This window comes from Providencia xihuensis, from assembly GCF_041953405.1.
Classification (GTDB): Bacteria; Pseudomonadota; Gammaproteobacteria; order Enterobacterales; family Enterobacteriaceae; genus Providencia; species Providencia vermicola.
In genome coordinates this window covers 18,607-40,725 of sequence record NZ_CP169565.1, presented here as the reverse complement: position 1 = coordinate 40,725, position 22,119 = coordinate 18,607, and the positions used below count along the sequence as shown (strand labels likewise).

Sequence of the window (22,119 nt, the reverse complement as noted above, 5' to 3'; positions counted from 1 at the left end):
TGGTTAATCCTAACTGGCTTTTTTATTTGAGCGAAATATGTAGTATTTTAGATAGGAAATAGGTTTACTTTCATCCCAAAGTTGGAGTTTCAGGAAAAATGACTGTGCAAAGAAAAAGTGTCGTAATTTTAGCTGCCGGTAAAGGCACACGGATGTATTCAGATTTGCCTAAAGTTTTGCATTTACTTGCGGGCAAACCAATGGTTCAGCACGTAATTGATACTGCAAAATCAATCGGTGCATCAGATATCCATCTGGTATACGGGCATGGCGGTGATTTACTGAAAGAAAAACTGGGTGAGCAGAATTTAAATTGGGTTCTGCAAGCAGAACAGCTCGGTACTGGGCATGCAATGCAACAGGCGGCACCAAGTTTCCAAGATGATGAAGATATCGTCATGTTATATGGCGATGTGCCTTTGATTGCGAAAGACACGTTAGATCGCCTGATTGAAGTTAAGCCCCAAGGCGGCATTGGCTTATTGACCGTGATTTTAGATAACCCAACAGGTTATGGCCGTATCATCCGTGAAAATAATGAAGTTGTCGGAATCATTGAGCAAAAAGATGCGACTGAAGAGCAACGTAAAATCCAAGAGATTAACACTGGGATCATGGTTGCAAGCGGTAAAGATTTCAAACGTTGGTTGGCTCAATTGAACAACGATAATGCGCAAGGCGAATACTACATAACGGATATTATTGCTCTTGCTCATAAAGAAGGTAATAAAGTAGCGACCGTTCACCCAAGCCGTTTAAGTGAAATGGAAGGGGTTAATAACCGTCTGCAACTAGCTGCACTTGAGCGTGTTTACCAGAAAGAACAAGCAGAAAAATTGTTACTTGCGGGGGTGATGCTAATCGACCCTGAGCGTTTTGATATACGCGGCACATTGACCCATGGGCGTGACATTATTATCGATACCAATGTCATTATCGAAGGGAATGTGACGCTTGGTAACAACGTACAAATTCAATCTGGTTGTATTTTAAGGAACTGCGTTATTGGTGATAACTCAGTGATTAGCCCGTATTCAGTCATAGAAAACTCTGAATTATCATCAGAATGTACGGTTGGTCCTTTTGCTCGTTTGCGTCCTGGTGCTAAATTAGCGGCTAAAGCGCATGTGGGTAATTTCGTTGAAATGAAAAATGCCACTTTAGGTTTAGGCTCAAAAGCGGGGCATTTAAGTTACCTTGGCGATGCGCAAATTGGTGATAACGTGAATATCGGCGCAGGAACCATCACATGCAACTATGATGGCGCGAATAAACATAAAACCATTATTGGTGATGATGTGTTTGTCGGCTCTGATACTCAATTAGTTGCCCCTGTTTCGGTAGCAAAAGGCGCCACCATTGGTGCTGGCACGACAGTCACTCGAGATGTTAACGAAGACGAATTAGTGGTCAGCCGCGTTAAGCAAATGCACATTAAAAACTGGCAGCGTCCAGTAAAGAAAAAATAAGTGAATTTTGATAAGGGGCCGATTGCCCCTTTGAATATAAAAAGTAGTAAATTATAAAATAGCTACCTAAGGTGGCATAAAAATATCTCCCCATTTTCTACAAGGCTGGGGAACAGCGAAAGCTGAAAAGCAATTAGGTTACGACAAATGAAGGTTTCTAAAGAAAGGAACCTTTTGTCTAGGAATAAATAAAATATGTGTGGAATTGTAGGTGCTGTTGCACAACGTGATATTGCAGAAATTCTGTTAGAAGGTCTTCGTCGTCTTGAATATCGTGGTTATGACTCAGCGGGTATGGCTGTTGTTGACCACGAAGGTCATTTACAACGCTTACGTGAAGTGGGCAAAGTGCAAATGCTGGCGGAAGAAGCAGAGAAAAACCCAGTATCTGGCGGAACGGGGATTGCACATACCCGTTGGGCGACACATGGTATTCCAAGTGAACGTAATGCGCATCCGCATACGTCTGGTTATATTGCTGTTGTTCACAACGGTATTATTGAAAACTATTTAGAACTCAAAGACGAACTGAAAAAACAGGGTTATGTCTTTAGTTCAGAAACTGACACTGAAGTGATTGCACACCTTGTTCATCATGAACAACAAAAAGGTGGCACGTTGGTGGAAGTGGTTCAACGTGTTATCCCTCAGTTACGCGGCGCTTACGGTACCGTGATTATGGATAGCCGTATTCCTGAATTATTAGTCGCTGCACGCTCTGGTAGCCCATTGGTTATCGGTCTGGGTGTCGGCGAAAACTTCTTAGCTTCTGACCAACTGGCGCTGTTACCCGTGACTCGCCGTTTCATCTACCTTGAAGAAGGGGATGTTGCTGAAGTCACTCGTCGTACTGTTCGTATCTTTGATAATAGCGGTGCGCCAGTTGAGCGCGAACAAATTGAATCGAACGTTCAATATGATGCAGGCGATAAAGGCGTGTATCGCCATTACATGCAGAAAGAAATTTATGAACAGCCGATGGCCATTAAAAACACCCTTGAAGGGCGTTTTGATAAAGACAACGGTATCGATTTAAGCGAGTTAGGCCCGAAAGCGAACGAAATTCTTTCCCAAGTTGAGCACATTCAAATTGTTGCTTGTGGAACTTCTTACAACGCAGGGATGGTTGCACGTTACTGGTTTGAATCCTTAGCGGGTATCCCATGTGATGTGGAGATTGCTTCAGAGTATCGTTACCGTAACCCAGCGCATCGCAAAAATAGCTTGATGATAACGTTGTCCCAATCAGGTGAAACTGCAGATACATTGGCTGCGCTGCGTTTATCAAAAGAGTTAGGCTACTTGACCTCGTTAGCTGTTTGTAACGTCGCGGGTTCTTCATTGGTGCGTGAGTCTGAATTTGCACTGATGACAAAAGCAGGGGCAGAAATTGGTGTGGCATCAACCAAAGCGTTCACTACCCAATTAACTGTTTTACTGATGTTAGTGGCGTACATGGGCCGTTTAAAAGGCGCAAACCCTGAGTTAGAAGAAAGTATTTCTCATGCATTACATGCGCTCCCTGCGCGTATAGAAAGCATGCTGTCACAAGATAAAGTCATTGAAGCGTTAGCCGAAGATTTCTCTGATAAACACCATGCCTTGTTTTTAGGTCGTGGCGATCAATTCCCTATCGCAGTTGAAGGGGCATTGAAATTAAAAGAGATTTCATACATCCACGCTGAAGCTTATGCCGCGGGTGAATTAAAACACGGCCCATTAGCGTTAATTGATGCAGATATGCCAGTTATCATCATCGCACCTAACAATGAATTATTGGAAAAACTGAAATCCAATATTGAAGAAGTACGTGCTCGTGGCGGTCTACTGTATGTGTTCGCTGACCAAGACGCTGGTTTTGTCGCAAGTGAAAACATGAAAATTGTTTCGCTGCCACATGTTGAAGAATTGATCGCACCGATTTTCTACACTGTTCCACTGCAACTGTTGTCTTACCATGTTGCATTAATCAAAGGAACAGACGTTGACCAACCACGTAACCTAGCGAAATCAGTGACGGTTGAATAATCAGCATCAACTCATTTAGATTGCAGCCGGTATAACTATAATTAATTAGGTTATATCGGCTTTTTATTAATATAAGTCGTAATTTTCAGGAAATATTTTTAGAAACGACGAGTTTTTCTCCACTCTAACGCATAAAAAAAACTTCATAAATTCGTCACTTGCTGTTGTTATTTCATTGGTCTGCATATTCTATTTTTGGTGGATTAAAAATAAAATTGAGTGCATATCAAATCATCTTTTTGAACAATAATAAAAACCAATAGAAGGCGACGTGGATGGCAGAGATAGAATGGCTGAGTGCGGTTGTTATCGCAATTACAATTGGGTTTTGGGCAACAGGGAAACTCCCTGAATACTTGGTAGCATTACTGTTTTTAGCCGCAGCAGCATGTTTACATTTAGCCCCGACCAATGTGATTTTTTCAGGGTTCACTTCAGAAGCTTTTTGGCTTGTGTTAAGTGGTTTTATCCTTGGCTTTGCGATTAATAAAGTTGGACTGGCAGAGCGTATTGCTCAACATATCTCAGGGCGTTTTACGAGTTCATGGTTAAAGCTGATCACAGGTGTGGTGCTCCTTGCTTATGGGTTGGCTTTTATCATGCCATCGAACATGGGGCGGATTGCACTATTGATGCCGATTGTGATGGCGATAGCCGATAAAGTCAGATTAGAAAGTGGTAGCCGAGGCCGTATAGGGTTAGCGTTAGCTGTCGGGTTTGGTACATTCCAACTTTCAGCCACGATACTACCTGCTAACGTACCGAATTTAGTGATGGCTGGTGCAATAGAAACCACCTATGGAATAAAGCTATCTTATCTAAACTACCTATTTCTCCATATGCCTATTTTGGGGCTAATCAAAGGTCTTTTAGTTGTTCTGAGTATCTATTTTCTATTTCCTGCCAAATTACAGCCGATGACTGAACAAAAAAAATTACCGCCGATGAGCCGTAATGAGAAAAAATTAGGCCTTCTTTTGGCAATAACCTTACTTTTCTGGATAACAGATACCACTCATGGTGTTTCTCCTGCATGGGTCGGTTTAGTGGCGGCATGTTTATGTTTGCTACCGAAAGTGGGGTTTGTGACCAATGATGAATTTGTTCAAGCGGTAAATATTCGCACCTGTATTTATGTAGCGGGGATTTTAAGCCTAGCAACCTTAGTGAGTTATTCAAATGTCGGAATGGTAGTAGGTACTTACCTTCAAAAATTATTGCCATTGGACCCTAATAGCCCATTTGTAGATTTTGGTAGCTTAGTTGGGTTGACCAGCGGGTTAAACTTTGTCGTAACGGCTAATGGTGTTCCTGCATTATATACACCGCTGGCTGAATCTCTCTCCACTGCAACTGAGTTACCCATGATTGCCGTACTGATGGTACAAGTTATTGGTTATTCAACGCCATTGTTGCCTTATCAGGCATCACCCATTGTTGTGGCTATGGGGATGGGCAAAGTACCATTAATGGATGGCGTTAGATTATGTATTATATTATTTATACTGACTTTCCTCTTGTTAGTTCCTCTGGATTATTTTTGGTTTAGATTGCTGGGAGTGATCCCTTCTTAGTTTTACCCAAAAAGGGGATTTTATTTGCAATTGTTGCCTTACCATATTGCGTTAGTCAAAGGTTCATTATTTTATCGTAATGGACCTTTTTTATTATCTAAAAATATAGCTTCTATTTTTTGTTTTTTTTAATATAAAATTAAAAAAATAAGGAAATAAAATATGGAAATTATATTTATTGATGTAATTGATAAAGAATATGAATCTTTTTGTCAGTTATATTGGCAAGTTAATGAAAATGGTCGTTTTTCATATTCAATGCTTAAATTAGAAGAAAAAACACAGTTAAAAACGAAAGAAATAAAAGCAATAGTTGCTAAAAGCTGTAAAGCCTATTGTTTAAAACTAAAATGTGTTTCCTGTGGCGAAATGGAACCACTAAAAGATAGAAGCCACTTTAGTCATTTAAGTCATTTAGAACATATATGCATTGATTGTATTCGTATTGAAAATGAAAAGGAACGACTCGAAAAGATAGAGTACATTGATATGATGATGCTTTGTAAAAAAGAAAAAGCAATAAGTATCAATGATATTTCATTTGAAAACTGTGTTTATTTGCTTGCGCTGATACGCCATAGTGCAGATGAAAACCTAATGTATTTAGAAAGTATTGAAAGTCAGAAGTGTAAAAAACTGACGCCGAGTTGTGAATTTGATAGGTATATTATTGAAAAACTCTATGCTGAAGGTGTACTGGCTATTAGCTCAGCAACGAATTTAAAACGGTTAACGGTGAGTGAAGATGATATTCACTTTAATAAAATATCAATGTGTTGGGAGGTTATTGTCGCGGAAACAGATAACTTATCAGTTATAATTGATTTATTGGAAGATAAATTATCAGATATTTATTTTATAAATATAAATAAAGAAATTTTAATCAATCTATGCAAAGAAAATAATTTATATGAGTGTTTTTTTTATCTTAATAATGAAATGTCTGAATACGGATTTACTTCTTTTCAAATTGGTGAAAAAACAACGAAAAACATAGTTAATTTACTAGAAAGTATATCTGTTGGGCAAGTTTTTCATATTATCACTAAGACGGTTACGGATGCCTTTATCTATCACCAAAAAAAATCGACTAAAATCAATAAGGGGCAAGCGGCTAATTCTGTTGTTGATGCAATGAAAAGAATGTATGAAAGGTACTCTGCAAATGGGTGGCAGATATATTCAAAATACCGGCCTAGAGATTATCCTCAATCAGTACTTTGTCAGATTTTATTTGTATTTATTTTGCATACGGATGATGGTGGAATTCATAAACCGTTGAATCAAATTATAATTGAGGATAAAAGAGGTATTTTTTCAGCGCCTTAAGTGGCACAAACAGCATCTTTTTAAATGGTGAGTCGGCTATGAGTTTCTATAACTGACTCACCCAAATAAAATGTTATTTCAACGTCAAGGAAAATACCCCAGTCGCGGGGATTGGCATAAATTGTTGGTACATTTCTTTGCGGGTAGCTTCAGGGTCAATATCGTTAAACAACTCTGGGTGCAACCATTTAGCTAATGATTGAAAGGCGATAATATTTTCAGGTGAATCATAGAAAATATGCCATAAGCCATGTACTCGCCCTTGTTCGACAGCCCGTAATTGCCCAATAGGCTTGCGCATCGAAATGGCTTTTAAACTCGATTGTGCAGCTTGTTCTGTGGCGGAATAGCCGACGGTGACTCCTGCTTTACCTTCAGGGAAAACGCCAGTTGCGACATATACATCGGGTTGGCTTGCCAAAATAAACTCTGGGTTGAGTTTACCAATTGCCCCAGGAATAATTTTTTCACCAATTGCGATACCACCAGCAAGGTTTATCATATCCGTCATGCTGCCTTTTCCTGGTGAGCCGCAACATTCTTGTAAGCCGGGAAGATAATCCACAAAAATCGTTGGCTTATTTTTTGTCTCTATATTGGTTGGAATGCGTGCAATAATTTCATCCATTTTTTGTTGGTAATAGGCATTAAACTGATTCGCTTGAGCTTCTTTTCCAATGGCTTGACCGAGTATTTTCATACTCAGCTGGGTGTGTTTGATAGGGTGCTGGCTAAAATCCACATGGATCACTGCAATCCCTGCGGATTCTAATAAACGGGCGGCTTCACTGCCAGCTCCGGGGCCATGTCCACCGGTTAGCGGTAAAATAACTAAATCAGGTTGCAGGGCTAAGGCTTTCTCGATACTGAATGTATCTTCTGAGCCACCGCCGACAGTCGGAATATCATCAATTTGTTTAAACACGGCCTTGTAAGCGGCATAACCTTGCACATCTAAATCGCGAAAATCCCCTTGCCACCCAATTATTCGTTGGAACGGTGCTTCTTTTTCTAAAATGGAAAGGGGGTAAATCATCCGTCCTTCCCCCAGCAAAATGCGCTGAACGTGATCAGGAACTTGCACTTGCCGGCCAGTAATATCAGTCACAGTTACTGCTTGGCTGTAGATTGAAAATGAAAAGAGACCGAATGAGAGTAAAGAAAGTAATAATTTCATTATGTTATCCTGTTAACCGATAGCGCAGAAGAGCGCCGTTTTTTCCACCAAATCACCACGCCACTGATATACAGAAAGGGCAATAAAAAGCCGGAAAAAAACACAATAAGCAGCCCAAAGAAACCCAGTCCAATTTCGCTATGGAGAGTTGAAACCAAACCTTTGATTTCTTGGGCTGAAATTAATGAAGTGAATAAATCGGGGCGGGCTAGAAGCATACCGCTGAAGGCAATAATAAAAAGTGGGAGAGTAAAATAGATAGCAAAGAAATAGTGCCATTGACGCCATTTTGCCCCATTTTTTAGGCCTTTTTTCCAATGCACTAACATGGAAAATACGTTTTTCCTTGGCCACCATAATAGGGCACCACTCACTATTGATACGATCAACACTACGCCACAAGTTAATACCAACCAGCTTCCTATGTCAGGAGGTAATAGCAGCAAACGGTGTAATGAAACCACTTTGGCAAAGAGTAAATCATCAAAAATAACAAACCCTTTTGCATCTGCATTGATTGGGTCAATAAAGGCGATACCCAGTTTATTCGATGGGGTAACAGAGCCAAACACCATCGCATTCGTTGCAGGAATAAAGCCACTGTTCGGTGGTGCAACTCCCATTACTTTATTGAGCTGTGGATAGCTATTTGTCGCTTGCTGTCGCCAAATGTCTGACGACAGCAATGCCCCTTGTGTATGCGGCGTGGCATACAACACATGTTGGCCAATTTCCCATTCTAAAATAGGCTTCTTCAGTAATAGTAGCGACCCAGAAATGCCTAAAATAGCAATGAAAAAACCGATCACTAAGCCGAGCCATAAATGGATTTTTAGCCAATATTGACGTGAAGATTGCTTAGCCATCACGATCACCAACGGTACCGTAATGAGGCAATCACGGTTCTATCAAAGCCAACAGAACATCCACCCATTGAACAACTGGTATAATATTGTTTATTGGTAATATTGTTGACGTTCACCCCCACTCGCCAGTTATTCAGGTTGGAATTGATCCCACCTAAATCATAATGTGCAGCGGCATCGAAGAGGGTATTTGATGGATTGGAAATGGTGTCATCGTTATTTACAGGGGATGAGCCAGTATAACGAACACCTGCACCGAAGCCCAGGCCTTGAAGTTGCCCACTCTGTAGGGTGTAATCGGCCCATGCAGAGGCAGTGTGTTCGGGTAAGCCTGTTGGGCGCTTACCTTTTTCTGCGGCATTATTGGTTTTGGTATTTTCTAATTGGTTATAAGTGTAAGCCGCGGTTAAATTTAGCCCATCAAATGGTGAGTAAACCCCCTGTAATTCAACGCCTCTGGAGCGAACTTCTCCAGTTTGTAAGCTATTTAAATTATTTTCAGGATCGGCGGTGAGCATGTTTTGTTGCTTCAGTTCAAACACCGCTAAAGTGAGGTTAGTGTTGCTGCCTTCTGGCTGATATTTCAGCCCTGCCTCCATTTGTTTAGCAGTAATCGGCTTATAGTTATTGCCATAAAAATTAACCCCAAGTTGTGGGTTAAATGAAGTGGAATAGCTTACATAAGGGGCTAACCCAAAGTCAGTGACATACATAGCGGCTGTACGGTAGGTAAATTTGCTATCCCGCTGCTCGGTAGATGCTTCACTTTTTCGATTGTGTGTTTTGCTATTCGACCAATCTTCTCTCCCGCTTAAGACCAAGATCACGCCGTTATCAAATTTCGCTTGCTGTTGTGCATAAATGCCCACTTGGTCGCTAGTTTGTAGTGTATTGGACATCATATTATTGACGGGGCCGTAATCACCGCCGTAGCTTGGGTTGTAAATATCGATTGAGCTCGCCTTTCCGGTCATCAAAATATAGTCTTCACGAGTATGACGATAATCCACACCAGTAAGTGAGGTCATTTCGATGTTATCTATCCACCAGTTAGCCTGTAAGTTGTTGTCTAAACTCAGAACATCGCCTTTAATGCGAAAATGGTAAGCCACACGGTTTAACGTTTTCATATCGGGGGAAAGATACATCCCCTGTGCGATATTGGTATTTAAATCGGTATGGCTAAAACGTGCGCCTGAGTGAGCCGAAAAGGTCTCGTTAAAATCAGTATCTAATTGATAGCCCAGAGATGCTTGTGTCCTATCATTTTTTAACCCAGGCTCATCGAGGAAAACATTGGGGTTCACCTTACCATTAGGATTAGGAAGCAGCGTGCCATTCAACGGTAAGAAAGGGCGCGGGGCACCAAACTTATCATGACTGTAATCGGCTAATACCGTGAATGTCGTATTGTCATTCGGTAACCAAGTAAAGGCTGGGGCGATATAGACTTTATCGTCTTTGATGTGTTTTATTTGCGTATCACTTTTACGTACAAGACCTGTTAGGCGATAAAAATATTTGTCGCTACCATCAATTGGCCCACTAAAGTCCCCTTGTAGCTGGCGGCGGTCAAAGTTGCCACCTTGTACTTCAATTTCATGAAGTGGCTGGTACAAAGGCCGCTTAGTGATTTGGTTAACAATCCCACCTGGCGAGTTTTGGCCATATAAAACGGACGAAGGGCCCCGAATCACATCAACTCGCTCTAAGCCATAAGGTTCTACTTTAGGCCATGCTTGCGCGGTGGTACTGCGTAAACCATCCCTTAACATCCCTGTGCTGGATGCATTAAAACCACGGATATTTAAACTATCGAAACGTGATGATGCCGCTCCGTTGGTTTGTAGTACACCTGAGGTATAACGTAACGCTTCACCCACTGATTGCGCGTTGTGAGCGCTCATTTCGTCGCGTGTGACAACACTGATGGCTTGCGGCGTTTCAATTAACGCAGTATTGGTTTTTGTTGCGCTGGTACTGCGTGTTGCCACATACCCCTCTACTTCCCCTGTTGGGGATTGTACTGGGGATGCGGTGACAACAATTTTCTCGTTTTTGGCTTGATTGTTTTCTTTTGAATAGGCAGCAGACGAAAAAATTAATGAAATAACAGTAAGATAAATAGGTGAATACAGATAATTTTTCATTGAGACGCAAACCCTAGCAAGAAAGATAAAACGAGAATGTATCTCATTTACACTTTTCTGGTATTCGCGTCGCTTTGGATATTCAGACTATTTATTTGTGAATATAAATATCCTATTGATTGGATTGATTAATAATCAACATAATGTTTTAGGTGAAAAACCAAATCGTTTACGAAAGGCTGTTGAAAGGTGTGCTGGGGAGTAACCGACTTTCCATGCAATAGTCGAAACTTGTTCTGCGCCAGTTGATAATAGGCGGTAAGCTAACTGGAGGCGTTGTTCTTGAATAAATGGCGCAATGGAAGAGCCAAACAGTTGTTTAAATCCAAAATTGAGTTTACGAATGTTGAGCCCTGAGAGTCGGCTAAGTTGGTATAAATTTGGCGGTTGCGCTAAATCGGATAAAATCAACGCCTTGGCTTCATTGAGTTTGCTTATGTCATGGCTGCTAAGTTTTGGATGATGAATAGATTGGTGGCTTTGTTGGATATGTTCAAATGAATGAGCACAAAGTTCGAGTATTTTGCCTGTTAAATACATGTCTCCAAGTGCGCCACTGAGAGGGCTGTTCAGTATTTGATTTCCTAACGCAGTGAGGACATTACCTGCGTGTTTAGAAAGTAATTGTGGCCCTTGATTTTTGGCAGCAAGTAGCAACTCGGGTTGTTTAATGTGAAAAGAATCGAGTAAGTGTTCAGATAAGCACACAGAGACATAACGCACGTCTTCCGCTTGTAAAAAGCGCTGTTGGCTTTCATGGTCGTGTTGATTGGCGATAATACATAATGAAGCGCCCGATAACGAAACTGTTTTTTTATTATCGGGCTGGCATTCAAGCTCACCATTCATCATTAAGACGAGTTTGACCCCTTTCCACAAAGGCTCACTGACCCATTTTCCCGCTTCTGGGGTCATTTTTCCCCGAAAAAAGAAAGAGTTGCTATTGGGAAGTAATGTTGTGACTTGGTTGTTTTGCATTCCACCAACCTTTGGGATATCGACGTCGTGAATAGTGATTCTAACTGATAATTATTATCATCACTACAAATAAACGTCTAATGTTTACTGATGGCATAGAGTGTTACCTATCGATATGAGTATTTTTTTGCCATTTTTTAATGTGACATCGTCTGTAAATCGGCTATCACAATTAGATAAGTTGACGTTTTTATTAGGAATTTTAATAATAAAATTATTGATTTTGCAAATGGAACCATCAGGTTCATTTTTTAATAAATCAAACATATTAATAAATATAGCATTTGTTGTGTTGATTCTATTTTCGTTATGATTATGGATGAGTGTTATTTTTTTTGAATTAGGTGAGCTATAAATTAAATAAAGGTTTTTATTTAATAAGTCTTTTTTGAATATATCGATATTTTCAATTGGTTTTTCTAGGGTTTTCTCTTTTTTAATTATGTTGTTTTTTGTTTGTAGATAATTTTTATTATCCTCATTGGATTTGATAATGTTTTCAAATTTATTTAGTAATGTAGCCGTGTTGTTTGTGTTAAAAGGTTTCTCTTTTATATTGTAGGCGAATGATTTGTATGAGTTAAAATTTCTATTGAATATATTATTTTGTATATATGAGTTTGGTTTTTTTTCTATCATTTTCTATAATCTCCATTATTATCTATTTTTATTAAGTTATTAAATAGAGATTATTTTTGATATCAAAAAAAGAGACTAAGGCTAACTTTTTAATAAATTTTCCATATCACTAAATATAGACTGCCATTCATTATCATCGATTTCCATTAACCCCATATAGCGCAACATAAAAGCCCCTTCCGTTGCCAGAAACACAATGCGAGCTAATTTACCTTTTTCTGTTGATGTGTCGAGGTTTTCAATGCGTTCCCGATACCAAATACGGGTGCTTTCGAGGTATTCAGGGGTTTGCAGTAGTGATGCCATCAATGAAGCGCCTTTTGCCATGGCGATTTTATCGTGCTGGTGGGTGGCTTGCATGTGTGCCAAAACTTGCCCTTCTGGGGAGTTATCTCGCTCTATCGCTTGATTAAAAATTTCATCATAAGACTGCCCCCATCGCTCAAACATGGCATCGATTAAAGCATCTTTGTTGCCAAAACAGTATTGAACGCCCCCTTTGGAGATGCCCATCGCTTTCGCAACCGCATCGATCGTCAGAGCCGCAGCACCTTGATGAATAACAATATCTTCAGCAGCATCAAGTAGCTTTTCTCTGTCGATAGTTCGTTGACGTCCCATTTAGGAAAACCTCTTTTCAATACGTACGTATGGATTTATATTATAGCACGATCACCAATAAATGATGATCAAATAAACTCATTGAGAGAATGTTATGTTAACCGATTATAAGCGCTGGATAGTGCTTCTATTAGTTTCAAGTGTGTTGTTTCTTATCGTTATTGATGTCACGGTGCTTTATACCGCATTACCTAAATTAACGCACGATTTAGGGGCGACATCATCTGAAAAGCTGTGGATTATGAATGCTTACCCGCTGGTAGTGGCTGGGTTATTGCCTGCTGCGGGGATGTTGAGTGACAAAGTCGGCCATAAGCGGATGTTTTTATTAGGGCTGCCACTATTTGGTATTGCCTCTTTGTGTGCGGCATTTTCACCCACAGCAACCAGCTTAATTTTATCGCGTGGTTTTCTTGCTGTTGGCGCAGCTGTCAGTATGCCTGCAACGCTTGCCATTGTTAGGCACGTCTTTATAGACCCAAAAGAAAGGGCATTGGCGATTGGCATATGGTCCGCTGTAGCATCAGGAGGTGCAGCGATAGGCCCTTTAATTGGCGGAATTTTACTTAACCACTTTTGGTGGGGGTCTGTTTTCCTGATTAATGTTCCCGTTGTGTTATTAGTTATCCCTTTTGCGTATTTCTTGATCCCGCAATGTGGTGGGCAAAGTAATAAAAAAATCGATATTTTAGGCTCTGTTTTAGTGCTGGTTGGCTTAATTAGTTCAATTTATGCATTAAAAGAGCTTGGTAAACCTTATATTGATTGGATGAATGTAGTGGTTGCAGGGGGGATCGGGGCTTTCTTTTTGGTGGTATTCAAACGCCGGCAGATGGTGTCAGAATCACCAATGATTGATTTTGCATTATTAAAACAACCGAAATTCAGCGCAGGCATCATGATGGCTATTTTATCCATCGTGGTTATTGTTGGGGTTGAATTATTACTTAGCCAGCGTTTACAGCTTGTTTTAGGTTATAGCCCATTTGTCGCCGCGTTGTATATCATTCCTATTCCACTGGCTTCTGTGATAGCGGCACCATTGGCGGGTATGTATCTGCATAAATTTGGTGAGGTAAAACTGACCCTTTTTGGTTTTATTTGTACATTAGTCGGTGTTGTTGGTTTAACGATGGTGTACCAAACCTCAGCAGGTGTTTTGTTACTTTCATTCCTCTTTTTGATAGGTTTTGGTTTAGGTGCTATTTTTACGACGGCTTCGACTACGGTGATGTTAAACGCGCCTGATGAAAAAGCAGGTATGGCAGCTTCAATTGAAGAGGTTGCTTACGAAATAGGTAGTGTACTTGGCGTGACATTTATGGGTGGGCTGATGAGCGCTATTTATACGTTAAAGCTCTCTCTACCAGAAGGTATAGCGGTTAGTGATAAAGTGTATGACAGCATTGATGAGGCATTATTAGTCGCAGAAAAATTACCACAAGATAAAGCTAGTCTATTGGTCAGTCAGGCAAATATTGCTTTTGACCATGCATTTTTAGCGGTGATGGTCGCAACAATATTTGTTTTGTTAATCAGTATTATCGTTTTGCCTGCATTCTTGAGGTCAAAAAAAACGTCATCAGCCTATTAATTAGTAAAGAGGGAGCAATAGGCTCCCTTCTTTTTTACTTCACTTTACGAATCAAAAAGATAGCTAAAAGAGGGCTAAGAGCGAATAACGCAAACAACCAAATTGATGCTTGTTGTGCACCCACAATTCCTCCAGGGTTCATTAAGCCACTATTATTCACAACCACACCAACCAAAGCAGCAGAAAGGGCAGTTGCATACAACTGGATTGTAATGATGGATGAAGAGGCTAAATTTTCCTCACCTTCTGGTGCGGCATTGAAAACGCGCAGAACTAGGTGAGGCCAACACACACCAATCCCGAGTCCCACACCCGCCATTGCGACTAAATACACAATAAATAGCGGTAGAGACTCAATAAGTTGCTGATTATGCGTTAAAACAGCTAACACAATCAGAGAGATAAATATGATGATTGGACCCGTTCTAATTATCTTCACAACAATTGGGCCTGTTTTATTGGCGCTAAATAACGCACCAATAGTCCAGCCTGCCGCCATGATTGCGGTTAAATATCCAGCTGACAAAGGTGAGAACTGATGGATAGTTTGTAGGAAATAAGGCACATAAATTTCAGTTGTCATACCGCCAACGAGTAAACACATGGTTAAGAAAATGACACCAAGTGGATTTTTCAGCGAATAAGCGCCTGTTGGTAACAACCGCTTTCCATTTTTACCGTCTAAACGTGCCATCGTGACTAGCAAGGCAATACCGATAGCTAAACCGATAAGGTTTATCAATAGTTTGTCAGACAGGCTACCTATGGAAATGGCGAGTACTGAAATGACTAATAATGAAATTGCCAAGAAGGGTATTTTATTATTTTGTGGTGTTTGAGTTTGTTTTTTAGGTAATTGATTAATAACGATAATAACAAGGAATACTGCAACAGGAAGTAACGCCCAAAATGCCCAGCGCCAGTGGCCACCTTGTGCGAAAATTCCGCCAATGGCAGGGCCGCATAATGTCGCAATCCCCCACATCCCAGAGACCACCCCCATGGCCCGAGACCATAAGTTTTCGGTAAAGACGATGCGGATTAAGGCATAACTGAGTGCAAATAAAATTCCCCCACCGAGCCCTTGCAATGCACGTCCTCCCAATAACACCAACATTGAGGGGGAGGCTGCACACCAAATGGAGCCCAGTGAAAAGAGGGTGAGGGCGATTAAATACGCCAACTTTGGCCCAAAGTGGTCGAGCACTTTGCTTGAAAGTGCGGATCCGACAATCGAGGTAGCTACAAATAACGTGGTATTCCATGCATAATATTCGAGGCCGCCGATATCATTAACGACACTGGGTAAGATTGTGGTGACGATATAAATATTGATAGCATGTAGTGCAACGCCCCCAGTAAGGGCAATAGTCAGTAATGCATTGGTGCCGCTGAGTAAATCAGCCCACTTAGCCTGTGGTAAGGTCGATGTTTCATTGCTCATAGAGAGACCCGCTAGACGGAATAGGGAAAAAAGAGGTATTATCCAAGTAATAGCTTGGATAATAGAGTCGCATAATGATTAATGCAAGTAATTACTTTGATAATTTAAATCTAACACAAGCCGTCGATAAAGTGCTTTTTTGTATTAAAACCAAAGGGCCGATTTCGACGTCAGTGATTGCTAACGATTTAAATATGACAGGGGAAGCCGCAAGGCAACATATTCAAAAACTGACTTCGATGGGGTTAGTTGAAGGGGCTCAGTGTTTATCACAAACAGGCGCTGGTCGACCACGGCAAAATTGGGTATTAACCGAATTGGGGCATCAGCGTTTTCCTGATACTCATGCACAGCTTGCGTTACAGCTGATTGATTCTGTTCGGACTATTTTTGGCGATGATGGCTTGGAAAAGCTTATTCACCAAAGAGAGATTGAAAGCCGTGAAAAATATATCGCCCGCTGCCAAAACTTACCGTTAGCAGAGCGCCTTGCAGCATTAGCTGAAGTACGCAGCGAAGAAGGCTATATGGCAAAAGTTGAGCAAGAGGGGGAAGATTGGCTCTTTATTGAGAACCATTGCCCTATTTGCGCCGCCGCAACGGCTTGCCAAAATTTTTGCCGCTCAGAGTTAGCGCTTTTTCAAGAAGTGATAGGCAACGAGGCAAGTATTGAACGTGAACAGTATTTGTTAGAGGGCGCTGGGCGCTGTGTTTACCGTATTTCAGCGCGCTAACGTTTTTTCTCGCTTTTGTTGATCAACCAAGCAAATAAAATACCCGATAACGCGCCAGCAATATGGGATTCTGTCGAAATATATTGATGAACGGGTAACAAGCCGCTCGCCATTGCACCAAAATAAAATAACACTAACAATGCGATGGCGATATCCGCGAATTTTCGGCGCAAAAAACCTTGGGCAATCAACAACCCCCACAACCCAAAAATCCAACCGCTCGCGCCAACATGTACGGCATTACGGCCTACTAGCCATACCATCAGCCCGCCAACAACAATAATAAATAGTGAAGCAACGAGATAAAACTTGATGGTGCGATGGAGTAATAGGGCACTGAGTATAATCAGCGGTGGAAGATTACTGAATAAGTGATCCCAACTTCCGTGAATAAAAGGGGCAAGCAAAATCCCTATCAAACCACTGAGAGTACGAGGGACAATACCAAAATGAATAAGCTCACCCGCTGTTAGGCTATTAATCAACTGAATGCCAACTAATATGGCAACTAAAGCGACTAATAGTGTCACGCGGGGGTATTTCATTCGGCTTTACCTAATGCTTGAACACTTTCGACTAAAGAGGCGAGTTGGACAACCACTCGGTCACCAATATCAGTATTATCACCACCAAGGGCTTTATTACGCATAAAGTCTTTCTTGATTTGTTGCCAGCGTGCGGCTTCTTTTTCGGTTAGTGTTCCTCGTAACTCTGCGAGTTTTAATAAATTTTCCTCTGCACCCGTTGTGAGCAATTGGGCTTCACCGAGGTAGTGGTCATCTAATAACCGCTCCAGCTCTTCATCATTCATAACAGAAGAGACTTTTTCACTGAGTTTATTCATATTTCGGTAACTGCCTTGCAAACGAAATGCAGGTTCAGTGCGGTATTTGTCCGATTGAGCTGCGCTGGCAATATATTGCTGATTGACCTTCAACACAATGTCGCGAAGTTTAACTAATTGTTTGATGACTAAAACTATTTCGTTTATTTCGGCGTCAGAGTAAGGGTAACTCAGTGTATTGGTTGAAACCGATTTCCCCATGGCTTTATCTACAAGGAGATATAAGTCATTGAGATCTCTGAGTGCCAGAGGGGCTAAAACGGGGTTCGAGGTTAAGCTATTTTCGATATAGCTTAATGCGAAAGCCTCATCCATCCCACCTAATACTTCCCCGAGGTTATAGATATCGGCACGGTTAGCTAACATATCTGGGATACGGAATACTTCGCCAGATTCGGTATAGGGGTTCCCTGCCATCACCACACAGAATTTTTTGCCGCGCATATCATAGGTTTTGGTTTTGTTTTTCCAAACCCCTTCAATACGCCGTGTTCCATCACACAGGGAAATGAATTTCTGTAAGAATTCAGGGTGTGTATGTTGGATGTCATCCACATACAGCATGACGTTATTTCCCATTTCAAGGGCTAAATTGAGTTTTTCTAGCTCTTGCCTCGCGGTAGCATTCGGTGCTTGTGCAGGGTCAAGTGAAAGCACATCATGACCAAGTGCAGGGCCATTGACTTTCATGAAAATCAGCCCCAAGCGATCAGCGGCGTATTCCATTAAAGTAGTTTTACCGTAACCAGGCGGCGAGATCATTAACAGTAGCCCCATTAAGTCGGTACGTTTTCCTTCACCGAGTGCGCCGATTTGCTTCGCCATGTTATCGCCAATAATGGGTAAGTAGACATCATTAATCAGTTTGTTACGTACGAAAGAGCTCAATGGCTTAGCTTTAAACTCATGCAATTTTAAGCGGCTACGTTCCTCTGTTACGATGCGTTGTCGCAAAGCTTGGTATTGGCGGAATTCAGGGATAAAGCGTTTTCGCTGCCCGCGCATCCGGCTAAAGTAATTATCTAAGCTGAGTGATAGCGTTTGGTTTTCAATGGTTGGGTGTTCCCCCAGTAAACCGCTGACTTTAAAGTAAAGGTCAGCTTCGCTGTAGCGGGCAGAAGCCACTTTATCTAAAATAATAATGGCAATTGCACCAGGTATATAAGGTACTAGATGTGCGAATTGAGGGGTTGAGCACAGCCCTTGCAGCCAATTTTGAATAAGTGACCAACGTTGGGCGTAGCGTGTACCTAAATTTTGTTGGGAACGATTGAAATCGAGCCACATATGGGCTTCTTCTAAGCGTTCTTGTAACGCTAGAACGAGTTCTTTTGCATATTTACTGTAGACCAGTTCGATAGGCGTTCGTGCTAATGCAAAGCTCAGATATTCCGCAGCTTGTGTTTGCTCATAACTTTGGCATTGAATAGGATTATCTTGTAAAAACAAACTGATATTGGCTTCAATTTCCGCTTGTAGGTCAAGTAAGGCATTATCATTATGGAACAGCTGATGAATGTTCATCGCTGTTCTAGCACGTTCAGGCCAAAGAGCGGGGAACTCTTCGTTTTGGGCTATTTCCCAGTAAATCGCTGCAATTGCACGCGCAGTCGGGTTATAACGCAGAAGATCGGCACTCTCCCCGACAGGAATTAATTTTTTTAAGATTGCAATGGCATCGTGGTCGTGAATCCCTTTTTCATAGCCTTCTTTGTAGCGTGGGCCTGCAAAATCGCGCACGATTTTTTCCAGCTTTTCAGGGGAAGTTAACGCGCGGGTTAACAACGCCATGTTGAGTTCGTCTTGGCGTTTAGCGGCAGAATAAATAATCGAATAAGCAAGGTACTCCGCGCGATAAACTGTCTCTGACTCAGATTCTAAAGTTGCCGTCCAATAAGGCTGTAACTGTGTGAGCTCTTCATTTTCAATCGGTTCCTGAAAATCCGTACCCGTGAGATATACCCAGAGTTGGTTATTTTTAGGCAAGATAGTGAGGTCTAGCTCTTGCGTGTTAACGCTAAACCGATGGCGACCCAATTTGATGATATTACCGCCATCTTCAAAAATATCGGTTTTATCGCGCAGAATGCGGATAGCTTGATCACGAGATGCTTTTAAGCGAGCATCGATATCATCGGCTTTAACGTTGTCGTTAATCTCTCTTAGTTTTTCGATGATTTCTCGCGTTTTTAACGCAAGGGGGTCTGAGGCAAAAAATGCATTTAGCTCATCTTGAGACTGCAGACGGGTGGTTCTGCGTTGCAAGCTATCGAGTAAGCGGTCAGCAGCAGTTAACAGGTTTTGTGCACGGCGTTGGCGGTCATCAATAAGAATTTGTTTATGAGATTCAAAGGTTTCAAGTAACTCTTCACGCTTGGCTAAGATATCATCAAGAAACTCATCGTGGCCACTAAACTGGCTTTCCAGTTCTTCTAATTGAACCAGTAATCTTGATAGCTGATCATCACAACGCTCAGGGTCTGTCGCAAGGGACAATGCGTTGGTGATACCTTGGCTAAATAAACGAAATTGTGCGCCAAACTGCGCCACGGTTTCAACGCTGGTTTGGGACTTTCGTTTCTGTTGTAAGCGAGCCCGTGACTGATTCAGCTGTGCATAAATTTGTGAGATAGAATCAATGATATGGGTTTGTTGTGTCACATCATTGAATGACAGTGAAGCCATTAAATTAGATAGCATATCCAAATCTGTTGACATTTTTTCCATGTCATTCATTGGGATATCTAATTGGGCGCTGTTTTGCGCTTTTTCGGTTTGTTCTTCAAAAACGGTTAATTGTGCTTTGAAAGGTTGTAGCGCTTTATCGCTAGCCAGAAAAACGGCGGTTTCTTGGGAGACATATTGTTGATTTTTTTCAATTTCGCCTTCCATTTCACTCAGTTTTTCTAAATCCATATAGCGAAATTCACGCAGCGAAATCAAGTGCCCGCGTTGTGCATTTAGGGCATTTAAACCATCAACAAATTGCTGAATATCATCCCAGCTGTCGGGTAATGTCAGCGATAATAGTGATTTCTGGCGGCTAATGGCTTCATTCATCGATTTAGCCGACTGCTGGCGGATGCTTTCTACCTTTTCATATTCATCAAGCACTAATTCACTGGTTTGCGTGATTTCTTTCAGTAACTTACCAATTTCTAAGCATTGCTCATCGCTGAACCAATAGTATAAATCCAATAAATTTTTAGGTTGCTGGCTGAGCTGCTCATAGCGGGCGATAGAAACATGATTACCTTCAATCTCTTTGGCAACATGCAATATTTCAGAAATACCACGGACTAAATCTGCGTTACCAATTCGGCCAAAAAAGCCCCCTCGAGTCGGTTGCTTATCCGCAAATTCATCAGAATAAAATGGTGTTTGCCACACTTGCATTGGATGGACGCGCGTGGCTTCTTCCCCTTCACCTTCGAACAGAACCATTTTGCCATCTTCAAGCATGGCATAACCATGCCCAATCAATGGAACGGACAGGGTACGTTCAATCAGGTTATAGTTGAAAAGTGCGATACGGCCTTGGTTCGGGGAATAAAAAACATATAAAACGTCTTCGCCATTGGGTGAACGACGTAAGCGGCGAAAACGCATGCCATCCATCGGTTGTTCAAAGGTTTTGTATTCACCATTTTGTAGGTAATACCCCCCTGGGAAAATAATACCGTGATCTTCAGGGAGTTGAACGCAAGCCTGCCCAATGGCGTCAATGCGCTGCACAGACTGGGTCAGTGTGTTGTAAACCAGATAGCGCCAGCTTTCTTCTCGGTAAGGCAAAATCTTTAAAATAATCAAACTGCCTGTTTGGGCATATTCAATTTGCGCATCATCGAGGGACTGATTTTTATCCAGCACTGCTTCACGATAAATCCCCAAACCATCTTCAGTGTTATTTTCACACTTGATTGTTAAGTCACCACCGATAGTTTCAACGAATACGGTGTCGAGGATATTAATGTGAGGGTAACGGCCATTTACAGTATCTTCGCGAGTGGTTTTTTGCCACTCAAAGTCATAAGCGGGGGGGAGGGCGATATCGCGTTCCCCTCGATTATCAATGTATTCAATACGTTGTTTATCGCTTGAAATCGACCAACGAAAAACGCGGACATCGGTAATGCGGTCGCCAATTTGGAAGCTGGCCAGTAGTTTGCCATCTCGTTCGACAAGTTGCAGTAATTGGGTATTTTTATAATAGGTATAGAGCTCAGTAAAATCCTGAACAAAGCGAGTATCATTTAAAAAGGTATCTTCATTATCGACGGCTTCAACATCAAATTCGCCTTCGTTTTCAATCAATCGATACAATGAAAACACATCATTGAGGTGCGTTTCTTTTTTTAATCCAAGGAAAACGTTATAGCCAAATAGCAACCATTCACCCACTCGAACAATATCTCGGGCTTGGCAGTTATTTTCAGTACGAATACGAATACGCCCAATAATATCCATTTGGCTTTGACCAAATTCTTCTAGGCGTTTTTCATTGAGCTGTATGGCTTTTTGGTGAAGTTGCTGGCCTTGTTCGGTCAGCCGCTTACGTAAAATGTCATATGCGCCCCCTTCTGCAACAGCGCTATCGAGTATTTCTTGCTCGCGATCCGTTTCCTGAAAATCTGACATGGTGCAGCGAATTCCCTTAAAGTGGATGAAAAAA

At 41.4% G+C, this 22,119-nt stretch carries 15 protein-coding genes; 6 read left to right on the top strand and 9 right to left on the bottom strand.

Translation table 11 applies throughout. The features are described from left to right. The first annotated feature begins 98 nt into the window (after nucleotides 1–98). The 4 genes from glmU (at nucleotide 99) to ACE2AL_RS00130 (ending at nucleotide 6,400) form a co-directional block, all read left to right on the top strand. A complete protein-coding gene (gene glmU / locus ACE2AL_RS00145; protein WP_206085541.1) occupies nucleotides 99–1,469 on the top strand; it encodes a bifunctional UDP-N-acetylglucosamine diphosphorylase/glucosamine-1-phosphate N-acetyltransferase GlmU in 1,371 nt (456 codons plus the stop codon). Nucleotides 1,470–1,664: 195 nt separating this feature from the next. Further along, entirely contained in the window at nucleotides 1,665–3,497 is a 1,833-nt protein-coding gene (glmS, locus tag ACE2AL_RS00140) for a glutamine--fructose-6-phosphate transaminase (isomerizing) (RefSeq protein ID WP_272574338.1), read from the top strand. A 275-nt stretch (nucleotides 3,498–3,772) separates the two neighbouring features. After that, complete coding sequence (locus ACE2AL_RS00135) at nucleotides 3,773–5,071, top strand: SLC13 family permease (RefSeq protein WP_206085545.1); 1,299 nt, start codon at nucleotides 3,773–3,775, stop codon at nucleotides 5,069–5,071. 162 nt (nucleotides 5,072–5,233) lie between these two features. Then, the gene (locus tag ACE2AL_RS00130; RefSeq protein ID WP_375083815.1) at nucleotides 5,234–6,400 is read left to right on the top strand and encodes a hypothetical protein; all 1,167 of its coding nucleotides are present in this window, start codon (nucleotides 5,234–5,236) and stop codon (nucleotides 6,398–6,400) included. Between the two features lie 73 nt (nucleotides 6,401–6,473). On the opposite strand, the gene ACE2AL_RS00125 is transcribed toward ACE2AL_RS00130, so the two are convergent. From ACE2AL_RS00125 to ACE2AL_RS00100, 6 genes are all read right to left on the bottom strand, one after another. After that, a complete protein-coding gene (locus ACE2AL_RS00125; RefSeq protein WP_375083814.1) occupies nucleotides 6,474–7,577 on the bottom strand; it encodes an ABC transporter substrate-binding protein in 1,104 nt (367 codons plus the stop codon). Further along, nucleotides 7,577–8,443, bottom strand: coding sequence for a PepSY domain-containing protein (locus tag ACE2AL_RS00120; RefSeq protein ID WP_371007468.1), 867 nt, complete (start codon nucleotides 8,441–8,443; stop codon nucleotides 7,577–7,579). The genes ACE2AL_RS00125 and ACE2AL_RS00120 overlap by 1 nt, the downstream gene beginning before the upstream one ends. 5 nt (nucleotides 8,444–8,448) lie before the next feature. Next, nucleotides 8,449–10,593 carry a TonB-dependent siderophore receptor gene (locus ACE2AL_RS00115; protein ID WP_272574336.1) on the bottom strand — a complete coding sequence of 715 codons (2,145 nt, stop codon included), beginning with the start codon at nucleotides 10,591–10,593 and terminating at the stop codon, nucleotides 8,449–8,451. Nucleotides 10,594–10,728: 135 nt separating this feature from the next. Beyond that, nucleotides 10,729–11,571: an AraC family transcriptional regulator gene (locus tag ACE2AL_RS00110; RefSeq protein ID WP_272539769.1), complete on the bottom strand. Its 843-nt coding sequence runs from the start codon at nucleotides 11,569–11,571 to the stop codon at nucleotides 10,729–10,731. Nucleotides 11,572–11,655: 84 nt separating this feature from the next. After that, nucleotides 11,656–12,210, bottom strand: coding sequence for a hypothetical protein (locus ACE2AL_RS00105; protein WP_272574335.1), 555 nt, complete (start codon nucleotides 12,208–12,210; stop codon nucleotides 11,656–11,658). Nucleotides 12,211–12,291: 81 nt separating this feature from the next. Then, nucleotides 12,292–12,831, bottom strand: coding sequence for a TetR/AcrR family transcriptional regulator (locus tag ACE2AL_RS00100; protein ID WP_272539767.1), 540 nt, complete (start codon nucleotides 12,829–12,831; stop codon nucleotides 12,292–12,294). 94 nt (nucleotides 12,832–12,925) lie between these two features. Between ACE2AL_RS00100 and ACE2AL_RS00095 the strand changes: the two genes are divergently transcribed. Next, nucleotides 12,926–14,425: an MFS transporter gene (locus tag ACE2AL_RS00095; RefSeq protein ID WP_375083813.1), complete on the top strand. Its 1,500-nt coding sequence runs from the start codon at nucleotides 12,926–12,928 to the stop codon at nucleotides 14,423–14,425. Between the two features lie 34 nt (nucleotides 14,426–14,459). Here ACE2AL_RS00095 and ACE2AL_RS00090 read toward each other — a convergent pair whose 3' ends face one another. Beyond that, on the bottom strand, nucleotides 14,460–15,869 hold the full coding sequence (locus ACE2AL_RS00090; RefSeq protein ID WP_375083812.1) for an MFS transporter: 1,410 nt from the start codon (nucleotides 15,867–15,869) through the stop codon (nucleotides 14,460–14,462). A gap of 74 nt (nucleotides 15,870–15,943) precedes the next feature. Here ACE2AL_RS00090 and ACE2AL_RS00085 point away from each other — a divergent pair, with 74 nt between their 5' ends. Further along, nucleotides 15,944–16,603 carry a metalloregulator ArsR/SmtB family transcription factor gene (locus ACE2AL_RS00085; protein WP_206085565.1) on the top strand — a complete coding sequence of 220 codons (660 nt, stop codon included), beginning with the start codon at nucleotides 15,944–15,946 and terminating at the stop codon, nucleotides 16,601–16,603. Here ACE2AL_RS00085 and ACE2AL_RS00080 read toward each other — a convergent pair. Together ACE2AL_RS00080 and ACE2AL_RS00075 are read right to left on the bottom strand one after the other, a co-directional pair. Beyond that, a complete protein-coding gene (locus tag ACE2AL_RS00080; RefSeq protein ID WP_371007474.1) occupies nucleotides 16,600–17,148 on the bottom strand; it encodes a rhomboid family intramembrane serine protease in 549 nt (182 codons plus the stop codon). The two genes, ACE2AL_RS00085 and ACE2AL_RS00080, sit on opposite strands and share 4 nt — an antisense overlap. Next, nucleotides 17,145–22,085, bottom strand: a complete 4,941-nt coding sequence (locus ACE2AL_RS00075) for a DNA repair ATPase (protein ID WP_375083811.1) — start codon at nucleotides 22,083–22,085, stop codon at nucleotides 17,145–17,147. The genes ACE2AL_RS00080 and ACE2AL_RS00075 overlap by 4 nt, the downstream gene beginning before the upstream one ends. Nucleotides 22,086–22,119: the final 34 nt, after the last annotated feature.

Coding starts and splice junctions, on each gene's coding strand:
- ACE2AL_RS00100 (WP_272539767.1), bottom strand. CDS start 12,831: ATGGGACGTCAACGAACTATCGACAGAGAAAAGCTACTTGATGCTGCT.
- ACE2AL_RS00075 (WP_375083811.1), bottom strand. CDS start 22,085: ATGTCAGATTTTCAGGAAACGGATCGCGAGCAAGAAATACTCGATAGC.
- ACE2AL_RS00110 (WP_272539769.1), bottom strand. CDS start 11,571: ATGCAAAACAACCAAGTCACAACATTACTTCCCAATAGCAACTCTTTC.
- glmU (WP_206085541.1), top strand. CDS start 99: ATGACTGTGCAAAGAAAAAGTGTCGTAATTTTAGCTGCCGGTAAAGGC.
- ACE2AL_RS00120 (WP_371007468.1), bottom strand. CDS start 8,443: ATGGCTAAGCAATCTTCACGTCAATATTGGCTAAAAATCCATTTATGG.
- ACE2AL_RS00125 (WP_375083814.1), bottom strand. CDS start 7,577: ATGAAATTATTACTTTCTTTACTCTCATTCGGTCTCTTTTCATTTTCA.
- ACE2AL_RS00095 (WP_375083813.1), top strand. CDS start 12,926: ATGTTAACCGATTATAAGCGCTGGATAGTGCTTCTATTAGTTTCAAGT.
- ACE2AL_RS00085 (WP_206085565.1), top strand. CDS start 15,944: ATGATTAATGCAAGTAATTACTTTGATAATTTAAATCTAACACAAGCC.
- ACE2AL_RS00135 (WP_206085545.1), top strand. CDS start 3,773: ATGGCAGAGATAGAATGGCTGAGTGCGGTTGTTATCGCAATTACAATT.
- ACE2AL_RS00090 (WP_375083812.1), bottom strand. CDS start 15,869: ATGAGCAATGAAACATCGACCTTACCACAGGCTAAGTGGGCTGATTTA.
- ACE2AL_RS00130 (WP_375083815.1), top strand. CDS start 5,234: ATGGAAATTATATTTATTGATGTAATTGATAAAGAATATGAATCTTTT.
- glmS (WP_272574338.1), top strand. CDS start 1,665: ATGTGTGGAATTGTAGGTGCTGTTGCACAACGTGATATTGCAGAAATT.
- ACE2AL_RS00080 (WP_371007474.1), bottom strand. CDS start 17,148: ATGAAATACCCCCGCGTGACACTATTAGTCGCTTTAGTTGCCATATTA.
- ACE2AL_RS00115 (WP_272574336.1), bottom strand. CDS start 10,593: ATGAAAAATTATCTGTATTCACCTATTTATCTTACTGTTATTTCATTA.
- ACE2AL_RS00105 (WP_272574335.1), bottom strand. CDS start 12,210: ATGATAGAAAAAAAACCAAACTCATATATACAAAATAATATATTCAAT.